Annotated in this window: 11 protein-coding genes; 6 read left to right on the forward strand and 5 right to left on the reverse strand. The window is 54.9% G+C overall.

The annotated features are described in order from the left end of the window. Positions 1-16: 16 nt before the first annotated feature. The gene (lepA, locus tag Q3Y58_RS01910) at positions 17-1,822 is read right to left on the reverse strand and encodes a translation elongation factor 4 (protein WP_274218162.1); all 1,806 of its coding nucleotides are present in this window, start codon (positions 1,820-1,822) and stop codon (positions 17-19) included. A gap of 379 nt (positions 1,823-2,201) precedes the next feature. On the opposite strand from lepA, the gene Q3Y58_RS01915 reads away from it, so the two are divergent. Further along, entirely contained in the window at positions 2,202-2,735 is a 534-nt protein-coding gene (locus tag Q3Y58_RS01915) for a GNAT family N-acetyltransferase (RefSeq protein ID WP_319620771.1), read from the forward strand. 38 nt (positions 2,736-2,773) lie between these two features. On the opposite strand, the gene Q3Y58_RS01920 is transcribed toward Q3Y58_RS01915, so the two are convergent. The 3 genes from Q3Y58_RS01920 to Q3Y58_RS01930 all read right to left on the reverse strand — a co-directional run bounded on the left by Q3Y58_RS01920 (position 2,774) and on the right by Q3Y58_RS01930 (position 5,888). Beyond that, positions 2,774-3,496: a hypothetical protein gene (locus tag Q3Y58_RS01920; protein ID WP_319620772.1), complete on the reverse strand. Its 723-nt coding sequence runs from the start codon at positions 3,494-3,496 to the stop codon at positions 2,774-2,776. A 279-nt stretch (positions 3,497-3,775) separates the two neighbouring features. Then, positions 3,776-4,750 carry a penicillin-insensitive murein endopeptidase gene (gene mepA, locus Q3Y58_RS01925; protein ID WP_413697770.1) on the reverse strand — a complete coding sequence of 325 codons (975 nt, stop codon included), beginning with the start codon at positions 4,748-4,750 and terminating at the stop codon, positions 3,776-3,778. Positions 4,751-4,832: 82 nt separating this feature from the next. Then, the gene (locus Q3Y58_RS01930; RefSeq protein ID WP_319620774.1) at positions 4,833-5,888 is read right to left on the reverse strand and encodes a patatin-like phospholipase family protein; all 1,056 of its coding nucleotides are present in this window, start codon (positions 5,886-5,888) and stop codon (positions 4,833-4,835) included. 347 nt (positions 5,889-6,235) lie between these two features. Between Q3Y58_RS01930 and Q3Y58_RS01935 the strand changes: the two genes are divergently transcribed. After that, positions 6,236-8,065, forward strand: coding sequence for a bifunctional metallophosphatase/5'-nucleotidase (locus Q3Y58_RS01935; protein WP_319620776.1), 1,830 nt, complete (start codon positions 6,236-6,238; stop codon positions 8,063-8,065). Positions 8,066-8,128: 63 nt separating this feature from the next. On the opposite strand, the gene Q3Y58_RS01940 is transcribed toward Q3Y58_RS01935, so the two are convergent. Further along, a complete protein-coding gene (locus Q3Y58_RS01940; RefSeq protein WP_319620777.1) occupies positions 8,129-8,923 on the reverse strand; it encodes an alpha/beta hydrolase in 795 nt (264 codons plus the stop codon). Positions 8,924-9,056: 133 nt separating this feature from the next. Here Q3Y58_RS01940 and Q3Y58_RS01945 point away from each other — a divergent pair, with 133 nt between their 5' ends. From Q3Y58_RS01945 to rplT, 4 genes are all read left to right on the forward strand, one after another. Then, positions 9,057-10,208 (forward strand): glycosyltransferase family 4 protein, encoded by a 1,152-nt coding sequence (locus Q3Y58_RS01945; RefSeq protein ID WP_319620778.1) that lies wholly within the window; start codon positions 9,057-9,059, stop codon positions 10,206-10,208. 193 nt (positions 10,209-10,401) lie between these two features. After that, on the forward strand, positions 10,402-10,944 hold the full coding sequence (gene infC / locus Q3Y58_RS01950; RefSeq protein ID WP_274218309.1) for a translation initiation factor IF-3: 543 nt from the start codon (positions 10,402-10,404) through the stop codon (positions 10,942-10,944). A 279-nt stretch (positions 10,945-11,223) separates the two neighbouring features. Beyond that, the gene (rpmI, locus tag Q3Y58_RS01955; RefSeq protein WP_274218170.1) at positions 11,224-11,421 is read left to right on the forward strand and encodes a 50S ribosomal protein L35; all 198 of its coding nucleotides are present in this window, start codon (positions 11,224-11,226) and stop codon (positions 11,419-11,421) included. Between the two features lie 30 nt (positions 11,422-11,451). After that, entirely contained in the window at positions 11,452-11,808 is a 357-nt protein-coding gene (gene rplT, locus Q3Y58_RS01960; protein ID WP_274218171.1) for a 50S ribosomal protein L20, read from the forward strand. Positions 11,809-11,965: the final 157 nt, after the last annotated feature.

An 11,965-nucleotide genomic window follows, 5' to 3' on the forward strand; every position in this document is an offset into this window, starting at 1 on the left:
GCGCAACGGCTGTTGCTCAGTCATCCATCTTCAGGGCCTGAATGAAGGCTTCCTGAGGGATTTCCACCTTGCCGAACTGGCGCATCTTCTTTTTACCCGCCTTCTGTTTTTCCAGAAGCTTGCGTTTACGGGTGGCGTCACCGCCATAACACTTGGCCGTCACGTCCTTACGCAGAGCCGCAATGGTTTCACGGGCGATCACCCGGCCGCCAATGGCTGCCTGAATAGGGATCTTGAACATGTGACGTGGGATCAGATCCTTCAGCTTCTCCACCATGGCACGGCCACGACGCTCTGCCTGAGAGCGGTGAACCAGAACGGAGAGCGCATCCACCGGCTCTTCGTTGACAAGAATGGACATCTTGACCAGATCGCCTTCGCGATAGTCGCTGATGGTGTAGTCAAAGGAAGCGTAGCCCTTGGAGATTGACTTGAGGCGGTCATAGAAGTCGAAGACCACTTCGTTGAGCGGCAGGTCGTAAACAACCATGGCGCGGCTGCCCACATAGGACAGATCAATCTGCAAGCCACGACGTTCCTGACAAAGTTTCAGGATCGGGCCGAGATACTCGTCCGGCGTCATGATGTTGGCGCGGATCCAAGGCTCACTGATGTCGCGGATCTTCACAATGTCAGGCATGTCTGCCGGGTTGTGAAGCTCAACATCCGTGCCGTCGGTCAGCGTCATCTGGTAGACCACCGAAGGCGCGGTCGCAATCAGGTCCAGATTGAACTCACGGGACAGGCGCTCCTGAATGATCTCAAGGTGCAGGAGACCGAGGAAGCCACAACGGAAACCAAAGCCAAGCGCAGCCGAGGTTTCCATTTCGAAGGAGAACGAGGCATCGTTCAGGCGCAGCTTGCCCATGGCAGCGCGCAGGTCTTCAAAGTCGTTGGCGTCAACCGGGAACAAGCCGCAGAACACCACCGGCTGGGCAGGTTTGAAACCTGGCAGAGCTTCGGTGCATCCCTTTTTGTCCGTGGTGATGGTGTCACCCACGCGCGTATCTGCCACTTCCTTGATGGAAGCCGTGAGCACGCCGATTTCACCCGGACCGAGGCGGTCCGTTGCCACGAAGGCCGGGGTCATGACACCGACCCGATCAACCGGGTACACGGCACCTGTGCCCATCATCTTGATGGTGTCGCCCTTTTTCAGCTCGCCATCAATGATGCGAACGAGCACCATGACGCCGAGATAGGTGTCGTACCAGCTGTCCACCAGCATGGCCTTGAGCGGTGCATCCGGATCACCCTGCGGTGCTGGAAGCTGGGTGACGATTGCTTCCAGAACATCTGGAATGCCAAGGCCCGTCTTTGCAGAAATCTCAACGGCGCTGGACGTATCGAGGCCGATGACGTCCTCAACCTGTTCCTTGATGCGCTCTGGCTCAGCGGCAGGAAGGTCTACCTTGTTCAGCACCGTGACGATCTCGTGATCGTTGTCGATTGCTTGATAAACGTTAGCGAGGGTCTGCGCTTCCACGCCCTGGGAGGCATCAACCACGAGCAGGGAGCCTTCAACCGCAGCGAGGGAGCGAGAAACTTCATAGGCAAAGTCCACGTGACCTGGTGTGTCGATCAGGTTCAACGTGTATTCAATGCCGTCATTCGCCTTGTAGATCAGGCGAACGGTCTGAGCTTTGATGGTGATGCCGCGCTCACGCTCGATATCCATGGAATCGAGCACCTGCTCCTTCATCTCACGCTGGGTGAGAGTGCCGGTGGACTGGATGAGGCGATCAGCCAAGGTAGATTTACCGTGGTCGATGTGCGCGACAATAGAGAAATTTCGAATATTGGACAGGGTTTTCGTCGTCATGGCCGCTCAATTACCACCGCTTGGCAGGAAGGCAAAGCGGATAATAGGAGGAAGCTGCGTTTTTTTGGCAGTTTTTCAAGAGCTCTGTATACGAATTCTTCGTCTTCGGGCAAACGAAAAAGGGGGGCAAGGATGCCACCCGTCGTCAAGTCTACACAAGCCGCGATCAGAAGTCGTCGCATAGTGCCTTCCCAACTGTGTGATCTTCGAGATCGGGGCTGCCCGAAATGCTGCTTGCAGTGCCACCATTGCTTGCTGGGGCCTTGATCTCGAAATCTATCGAGAGCGAGCAGCATCCGCAGAGGGTGCTGAAGTACCTCCCCTGCTTGCATGCCAATTGTGTCTCGCGGTAAGAGAAGAAAAACACGATGGGGATGCAATGAAAATTCGCTCAGCAACATATGACGACCTGCCAGCGCTGTTGATGATCCATAACGATGCGGTTCGCAACTCGGCCGCAATCTGGCTGGTACAGGAAGATACACTGGAGGAGCGCAAGGCTTGGCTAGAGGGGCGCTGGGCCAAAGGATATCCGGTGTATGTGGCTGAAAGCGATGACGGTACTTTCCTTGGCTACGCGTCCTTCGGGCCGTACAAGGAAAAGTCTGGCTATGACCTGACGGTGGAGCATTCCGTTTATGTGATGGCGGAAGCGCAAGGAAGCGGCGCGGGTTCAGCTTTGCTCAACGCGCTGATCGAAAAAGCAAAGGCCGATGGGTACCATGTGATGATCGCTGGCATCGACAGCGAGAACACCGGTTCGATCCGCTTTCACGAGCGTTTTGGCTTTCACACGTCGGGCGTCGTGCGAGAGGTCGGCTTCAAGTACAACCGCTGGCTCGATCTCGTGATCATGAGTCTCATTCTCGATGAGACAGCAAAGCCTCCCGTGCACAACTACGTCCAGCCCTGAACCAAGTTTGGAAAGGCACAATCCGAAGCCCGCGGTGCTTATTGCTCCGGGGCTTCTTCTGGGAGTTGCCAGGTGATGTAAAAATTCAAGTTCTTGGCGAGACTAAGATAGGTCGCCTGTTGGCCTGTGTACTTGTCAGTGCGCCTGCCGTCTGCACCGGCAACCGTAAGGTCGTTGAACAAATCATGCGCGTTAAAATAGTCGCCAACGTAGGAAATGTTGGATAGGCCGAATGCGTAACCTCCAAACCCATCGATGTATGTAATGTAGTTGGACTTCGTTTCGAGGCCGTAGTCGGCCATATCTTCGATCTTCAGAAGTCCAGCTTTCTGGGCTTCCAGCATCTCCTTAAAGAGCTCGGAGCCCGCCTCTGCTCCCTCAGTTAGCATCCGAGCCAGCTCGTCTTGGACGGCTGCGCTGTTTGGGTCAGTCCAGTCTTCTGCGACGTTGAAGAAACGCTCGACCGCTATGTCAAAGTTTTTAAGGCCCTCGGCGATTTGTCCCGCGTAATGTGTGGACTTGCCAAGCTCTACACCAACAAGAATGTCGAAGATTTTGCTCACTGCTTCCTTTGACGCAGTGTAGGGGCCTGCATTTTCATGTGCGGCCCGAGCCCGAATGATCTCGTTATTGGCGGTGTTTTCGAGGACTTCATTAATCAGAGCTACGGAAGTGGCACGCTGTGTCTTGATTGGTGCGGGGTCGTAATTTCCGGCCAGGTTTGTGAACGAAAAGGAGAGGCGTGCGCCATAGGGATCCATTTTGGTGTTCCATTCATTAGGTGCAAGTCTGTCCCTAAGCGAGGCTGCGGAAGCGCCGAAGAGCATAGGAAATTTATTGAGAACGTACTTTCAAGTAATATAATAGTAAATAAATAATATAAATGCAACCTCAGATTGAGGTTGTATTGATTATAAGTTATAAGTCATTATAATTTTACGCAAATAATACTGCTTTATTGCATTAAATGCCGCGCTTGCTGCGTCAGGCCTGTTTTTGAGGTCGCTTCTGGTGATATGTGCGCCTAAACCTTGAGTGGGTTAAGGTTGTGCAAGTACCGTGCGGCAAGCGGCAGGAAGATCTTGAAGCGTGAGTTGTGGCTTCGGTTTCACCGGTTTTGGCGGCTCGCCGGGCTGAGGCTTTTTCGGTACCCAAGGTTCGTCTGAAAGCCACCAGGCCAGCTCTGCGCCGCACCCGTCGCCACGTGGAGGGGCGGCTTGGTTCGTGCACGCTGTGTTGCCTTCTGGGCATTTTAGCCGAACGTGGAAGTGATAATGGTGACCCCACCAAGCACGAACGGTACGCAGCCAGCTTCTGTCTTCCGTCTCAAACTCGCACAAGGCTTTCTTGATGGCAGGGCTGACGAAAATGCGGGCCACCCGTGGGTCTTGTGCTGCACGGCGAATGAGGCGCGCATGAGCGTCTGTCCAGCGGTCTGGATGCACGGAGCGGTCCGCGCCAGGAAGCTCCATGTTCCCCTTTAGCATGGAGATCGCGCTGACGTTCTCGCGCTCCCAATTGCTGTAGCGCTTGTTGGGCATTGGCCGCAGCCAGATGTCTGCATCAAGCCCAATCTGGTGAGAGGCATGGCCGGACGTCATTGGGCCGCCGCGCGGCTGAGCAAGGTCGCCCACCAGCAGGCCGTTCCAGCCCAGATCCGGGGCGTCTTTGGCCAGATCTTTCAGGTAGGTGATAAGGTCCGGATGGCCCCAGTTGCGGTTGCGAGACAGGCGCATTACTTGCCAGGTCGGCCCATTAATGGGCATGGCTTCTGCCCCGGCAATACAGCCCTTGCTGTAGCTGCCATAGCTTGCAGGCGGGAGCTGAGCCGGGGTCGCTTTGGCGCCAAAGAGCTGCTTGGCTGGCTCGGTCAGCGCAACGGAAGGCACAGCAGTGGTTTTGACTTCAAAGCTCTCGGGCTTGGCCTTGGGAAATGGCATGGCATGGCCGCTGGTTGCTGTCAAAGCAACGCCTAGACCAAATGTGAAAACAGTGATAAGGCGGCGCGCGCGCATGCAAGGCCCTCGTCAATTCGTGTTGCGTCGCATGATAGTCGGTCCGCAACACGAATTGAATAAAGGCGCTATAGAAAAATGATCAGAAGCCCGGTCCGTCCACGCGTTCCTCTATCAACGCCGCCAAAGTATTCAAGTCGTCGTTGTGAGTGGTGATGATGCTATCGGCAACCGAGTTCAGCTGCGTCATGGTCTTTGGACGGGTATTGGTCGCATCTTCCAGACCAAGGGGGAGGTCCGCATTGAGTCGCAGATAGGTGAGACCCTTGATGTCCTTGAAGATGGCATTTGCCTGATGAGAGGTGGCTTGGCTCTGGCCATTAGAAAACTCGGTGAGCAAAGGCGTGCCCTTGTCGGGAGACATCCATGTGCTCGCGCCCCAGGCTGCCACTTCTTCAAACTTGCGTTTGTGTTTGGAAAGACGACCTGTGCCAATGGAAAGGATGATCATGTCTTCAGTCGCCCAGCCCCGGCGGCGGCCTTCAGAATAAGCACTGAGAACCGGGTTCGTCATGAACGCCCCGGCATCAATCATGATCTGCTCCTCGCCCGTGCGCAGGTTCTCAACGCGGGCAGGCTCCAGCCAGCCGGGAGCCGAGATGGTGGCGCGGACGGCCTGCCAGAAATAATAGTCGTCATGCGTCCGGTCCGCTGTGGGCATGTTGTCGGTCATGAGCACAAGCTTGCGGGTGTTCAGGTCGTAGGCGGAAAGCATGATGCCTGTAAGGCTGCTGGCCATTGAGGTCCAGCCCAACGTGTCTTTCAGGATCTTTTCAAAGGGGCGCTCGTGCACACCCTTGTTGTACTGGCCGAAAGGGGAGAATACGGCCCGGCTGATCCGGTTGATGCGGTTGGTGTTGTAGTACTCACGCAAATCGTCTTCAAAAAACGAGCGGAGCTCCTTGATGGTCATGGCGTGGTGGCCGCGGTACTCGCCCTCAGGCTTGGGCGCTGTAAGGCCCGCCGCAATGATGCCGCCACTGGCTGTGCCGCAGACAAGATCGAAGTACTGATGCAGCGGCTTGTCCTTGCCGTTCTGCTTCAGTCTGCTTTCCAGTGCTTCAAGAAGACGAATGGGGATGAGCCCGTGCGCTCCGCCACCATCGATAGAGAGGATCAAGCGTTTTCTTTTAGTCATATGTCTTCCCGGGGCCAGATGATCAAAGAGAATTGTTCAGTGCGCTATCTTATTTTCTGAATGATAAATAAGGACAACAGATGGCGGAACCCTCAGAAAAACCACTGAAAATTTCGCCTGATTAGTAAATGGTAAGTGTCCAATACCTGTCAAATATCAGGCTAATAAAAAGCGGGAATGATGTCTGCGGCGAATGGTCCTTGCAACGCGCTGGGGTTGCGCTGGCGGCCGCCGGGGGGAGAATGGGCAAAGGCGTTTTGCCCATGTTTTCGGCGGCGCTTACCCTGTGTAACTCGCGCTTCATAATATCAATCTAAGATTATGCAATCTTAGATTGAGGCAAACCCATGACGATCATGAAAAAGAAAACCCTATTTGTCACGTGCTCCCTATTGGCATTCACGACTGCTGTCGGCGCTAGCGTGGCAGCTGATCTGCCCGCTGCTGGCAAGGCAATAAATGTAAGCGTGCTGCATACGAACGACCACCATTCCTATCTGGACAGCTCCACCTACACGCTTAAGCTTGATATTGATGCCGAGCGTGAAGGGGCGGAAAGCCTCCGGGTTCAACTTGGTGGGTTCTCCCGCATCGCGACGGCGATCGGTGAATATCGCGGGCCGAACAGTCTTGTGTTGAACAGCGGTGAGCTGAACGGGACGCTCTATTTCAGCCTCTTTAAGGGCGAAGCAGATTTCAAGGTTTTCAATGCGCTGGGCCTTGATGCCTATCAATTGGGAAATCATGAGTTCGACGAAGGCGACGAGCATCTCGCATCGCTGATCGAAATGGCTGATTTCCCGATCCTGAGCAGCAATGTGCATCCTACCGAGGACAGCCCGCTCTATGGGGCCCCTATCAAGCCCTACATCATCAAGGAGATCGAGGGCGAAAAGGTTGCTGTTGTTGGGGTGCTGAAGGTCGAAAAAACACAGGCATCCTCAATGGTCAGTGATGCAGTGGAGTTCAGCGACGAAATCGAGACGGTTCGCAGTGTTGTCGGTTCTCTGGAAGCTCAGGGCATCAACAAGATCATCGTTCTCAGTCACCTGGGCTACAATTTTGATCAGACCCTTGCAGCGCGCGTCGACGGCATTGATGCAATCGTTGGCGGAGACACACACGAAGCGCTCGATTCCTCGGATGAACTGGCGTCGATGGGCATTGATGTTGCAGGCTTCAATCCAACCACAGTGCGGAACCCAAGTGGTGAGCCGGTCTACATCACGCAGGCTTGGGAGTACGCCAAGGGCCTGGGCCAATTGAACTTGGCTTTTGATGCAAATGGCAAAGTGACCGATGTGAAGGGCAAGCTTGAGCTTCTTGTTGGTCAACCCTACCAAGTGCAGGATCAGGACGGCCAGTATCAGCCAGCAACGGATGCGCAAGTTGCCGCCATCCAAGAGGTGATCGCAGGTCTTGAGAGCATTCGTGAGATCGAGACCAGCGCTGAAGTTGACGAGATCATCAAGCCTTACCGCGAAGAGATCGAGAACTACCGCAGCCAGACCATTGGTTCTGTTGAGCAGACCATGCCATTTGAACGCTTCCCTGCAGACTTTGAAGCGGGTGAAGTGCCAACCGGAAGCTATGCGGCACAAGTGGTGTCTGATGCCTTCCTCACCTACCTTCCGCAGGCAGACATTTCCATTCAGAACGCCGGCGGCGTGCGCGCGGAAATCAACAGCGGCGCATTCACCGTTGGCGATGCCTACACGGTTCTGCCGTTCTCCAACACGGTGGTCACGGTGGACATGACAGGGGCGGAAGTCGTCAAGGTGCTTAATGAGGCGCTGGACTACTCGCAGGGCCTCTCCGGCTCAACGGGCGCGTTCCCTTATGGCTCTCACATTCGGTATGACGTTGTGTTCGGCGCCGAACCGGGTACCGGCATTCGCAATGTGGAGGTGAAGGACAGAAACTCAGGCGAGTGGTCGGACATCGATTTGGAGGCTGTGTACTCGGTCGCCACAAACTCGTTCACGGCAACCGGCAAGGATGGCTATCAAACCTTCGCGGACGTGATTGCTGCCAATCCTGAGGCGCTGGTGGAGTCCGATGTTGCCTACACCATTCCGCTGATCGAGTACCTGCGAGATGAGCTGGAAGGCGGCGTCCTTCCGAAACTTGATGCGCAGAACTATTCGGTCAAGTCTTCCCGCGGCCGGGCTGGATAGCAGCCGCCTGCAATCGGAAAAAGAAGCAAAAAGCCCCGCACTCGGCGGGGCTTTTCATGGGTGTCAGCTGTTGCTCTCGACCAGCTCCTCAAGAGCTTTGATGAGGCGCTGCAAATCTTCCGGGCGGGACAGGCGATGGTCTCCATCCTTGATCAGCGTCAGGATGACATCGTCACTGGCCATGGCCTCGACGATACGCAATGCGTGATCCCACGGCACGGAATCGTCGTTCTGGCCTTGCAAGATGATGGTCTTGCAGCCGGTTTCAACAGTGCCGCCAAGCAGCAGGTTCTGACGGCCATCCTCGATCAGATCACGGGTGATGATGTAGGGGCTGTCGTCATATTCAGAAGGGCGCTCAAAGCGGCCGGTCTGCATGATTTCCTGCTTGATCTCCTCAGTGAACTCCTGTTTCCACATGAGTTCCTCGGTAAAGTCTGGCGCAGGCGCGATCAACACCATGCCAGCAAGGAAGCCGGAGACCTCGGTCTTGCGCTCGATCAGGGCCTTGGCCAGCAAAAGCGCCATCCATCCGCCCATGGAAGAGCCGATAACGATGGTCGGGCCCTTGCAGTACTCCGTAAAGACCGCCAGTACCTCTTCCAGCCATTTGGAAATGGTGCCCTCAGTGAACTCTCCCTCAGATTCACCGTGGCCAGAGTAATCCATGCGTGTGCAGGTAAGGCCTTTGTCTTTGGCCCAGTCGGCTATCACCTCGGCCTTCGTGCCAAGCATGTCTGATTTAAAGCCGGAGAGCCACAAAACACCAAGGTCGGACCGTTGATCGTGCCGCACAGCGATTTTGCGCGCCTGATCCCCTTTGCCAACACTAATGAATTGCGGTATTGCAGCGCTCATAATTTACTGCCTCCAAATTCCTAATGTGCGGTTCTGCCGGCGAGAGAAAGCGACACCCCCTGTGCCTCACACTGCCTCGAACACAATTGTTGCCCCGATTAATCGATTATCGAATAGCGACCATCCAACCATTTTGCAACTCGTTCCAGACTTGCGCACCGGCGGCGCGGAAAGAACAACGGTTGATGTTGCTGAAGCCATCGTAAAACGCGGTTGGCGCTCTCTTGTTTTGTCTGAAGGCGGACGCCTCCTTGATGAGCTTAAATCAACAGGTTCTGATCACATCGAATTTCCTGCAGGGACCAAGAACCCCTGGAAAATGTGGCGAAACTCCTATGCCATCGCCAAGATTTGCCGGGAATACAATGTTTCCCTCATTCACGGACGCAGCAGAGCCCCGGCATGGTCCGGGTTGTGGGCTGCGCGCCGTCTCAACTTACCTTTCATTACTACATATCACGGCATCTACAAACAAGGTAACCGCTTCAAAGCCTTTTACAACTCTGTGATGACGAGAGCAGATGGGGTGATCGCCAATTCGCGGTACACCGCCGATCTGATTGCACAGCGAGACCCTGCGGCGAAGCAGCGCATTACGGTGATCTACCGTGGGTCGGACCTTGAAGCCCTTGCGCCAGAAAACGTTTCTGAGGAACGCCGCTCAGCACTCCGCGCTGCATGGGGGCTTACGGGCAAAGAACGGGTGGTGCTGAACCTTGCCCGGCTCACAGCGTGGAAAGGCCACGCTGTGCTCATTGATGCCTTCCGCGCTCTGGCACGGGATAGCGCCATGCAGGATGTAGTGGTCATTCTGGCGGGCGATCATCAGGGCCGTGACGAATACAAGGAGACATTGGAGCATCACATCGTCAACGCAGGTCTGGAAGGGCGGGTTCGTCTTGTCGGCCACTGTGCTGATGTGGGCGCAGCACTGGCGATCTCGGATGTATCCGTCGTGGCATCCATCGAGCCGGAGGCCTTTGGCCGGGCGGCGGTGGAAGCGCAAGCGGCTGGCGTACCAGTGATCGTAAGCGATATTGGCGCTGTTCCGGAGACGGTTTTGGTGCCGCCAGTTGTGTCGGAAAACGAGCGGACCGGGTGGCATTTTCCAAATAGAGATGTGTCAGCTCTTGCAAGCCGACTGGAGGAAGCCCTATGTATGCCTCAGGAAGCTCGGGTGTCCATGGCAGAACGCGCTCGTTCTCATGTGGCCTACAAGTTCTCCAAGCAGGCAATGTGTGACGCAACGCTGGATTTTTATGAGCAACACCTCAAAACTTCCTGATAAACGGCAGTTCTGCCGCGATGTCAGGGCAAAAGAAATGTTGACTTATCCCGTGTTTTTCAAGATCTTCTAGTGGAGCATCCGCGATTTAAGGCAGCCGCGACGTTTATTCGGTAGACGTAGCGCTTGTTGTGAGTCATGGAGCTGCCAGCTACTTTCACAATGATCGGCATCTATAGAGGAGACTTTTACCATTCGCCGTCCATTTCGCGCACCGCCCCCCACAAAGGAGGGGCCGCGTACCAACAAAGAAATTCGTGTTCGCGAAGTCCAGTTGATTGATGCCGAAGGTGAAAACCTCGGCCCCACACCAACCGAAGAAGCTCTGGCCATGGCCCAAGAGCAGGGGTTGGACCTTGTAGAGATCGCGCCGAACTCCAGCCCACCGGTCTGTAAGATTCTGGATTACGGTCGCTACAAGTACCAAGCGCAAAAGAAAGCCGCAGAAGCGCGCAAGAAGCAGAAGGTCGTCGAGATCAAAGAGATCAAGATGCGCCCGAACATCGACACTCATGATTATGAAGTGAAGATGAAGAACATGCTGCGCTTCTTCGAGGCAGGCGACAAGGTGAAGGTCACTCTCCGTTTTCGCGGACGTGAAATGGCGCACCAGGACCTTGGCATGAAGCTGCTGATGAAAGTGAAGGATGAGACCGCCGATATCGCAAAGGTGGAGTCCCATCCAAAGCTCGAAGGCCGGCAGATGATGATGGTACTGGCACCAATCAGCCGATAAGCTTTTGACCAGTTTTGTTACCCGGCGCACCCGCGTCGGGTAATTTTTTGTAAGGGTTGCGCCTGTTTCACTGATTTGGCGCGAACAGGACTTGCATTTTACGCGCGTGGAGCCTATACCACCGCGGTTCAAAGTCGCCCGGCTATAAACGGGCAGATACCCAACTCTTTAAAAGAGTGAAGCATCCCCGTTTTCCATAGGGCATGCCGTGGCGGCTTATGATGCATCCCAGATGTAATTTTTGATTGGGTCACCAATCATGAAAAGAAAGGACGCAAAATGCCCAAGTTGAAGACGAAGTCTGGAGCGAAGAAGCGCTTCAAGCTGACTGCGACTGGCAAGGTAAAGACCGCTCAGGCCGGCAAGCGCCACGGTATGATCAAGCGCACGAACAAGTTCATCCGTAACGCACGTGGCACAACCACGCTGTGTGATCAGGATGCACGTATCGTGAAGAAGTTCCTGCCTTACGGCTAAGCCTAAGCAACTGAGAATTAGGAGTTACCTATGTCGCGTGTAAAAAGAGGCGTTACCGCCCACGCTCGTCACAAGAAAGTTCTTAAGGCCGCCAAAGGTTACTACGGCCGTCGCAAGAATACGATCCGCACCGCTAAACAGGCTGTCGAAAAGGCAGCACAGTACGCTTACCGCGACCGCAAGGCTCGCAAGCGTAATTTCCGTGCTCTGTGGATCCAGCGTATCAACGCTGCAACCCGTGAACATGGCATGACCTACGGTCGTTTCATCGACGGTCTGAACAAGGCTGGTATCGAAGTTGACCGTAAAGTTCTGTCTGACCTGGCCATCAACCAGCCAGAAGCCTTCAAGGCTCTGGTTGACAAGGCTCAGGCTGCAGTTGCTTAAGTAGCGCTGCTTTACGGCTGATACTTTTAAAAAGGGTGTTCCCGTTCGGGAGCGCCCTTTTTTGTTGCGGCTTCTCTTGGGGGCGGCAACAAGCGCAACAATGCGAAGCGTTAAGTATTTTCAATTACTTCGCCAAATACTCTGAGGAAAAAGACCG

The sequence above is a fragment of the Nesiotobacter zosterae genome (assembly GCF_033843645.1).
GTDB lineage: Bacteria > Pseudomonadota > Alphaproteobacteria > Rhizobiales > Stappiaceae > Pseudovibrio > Pseudovibrio zosterae.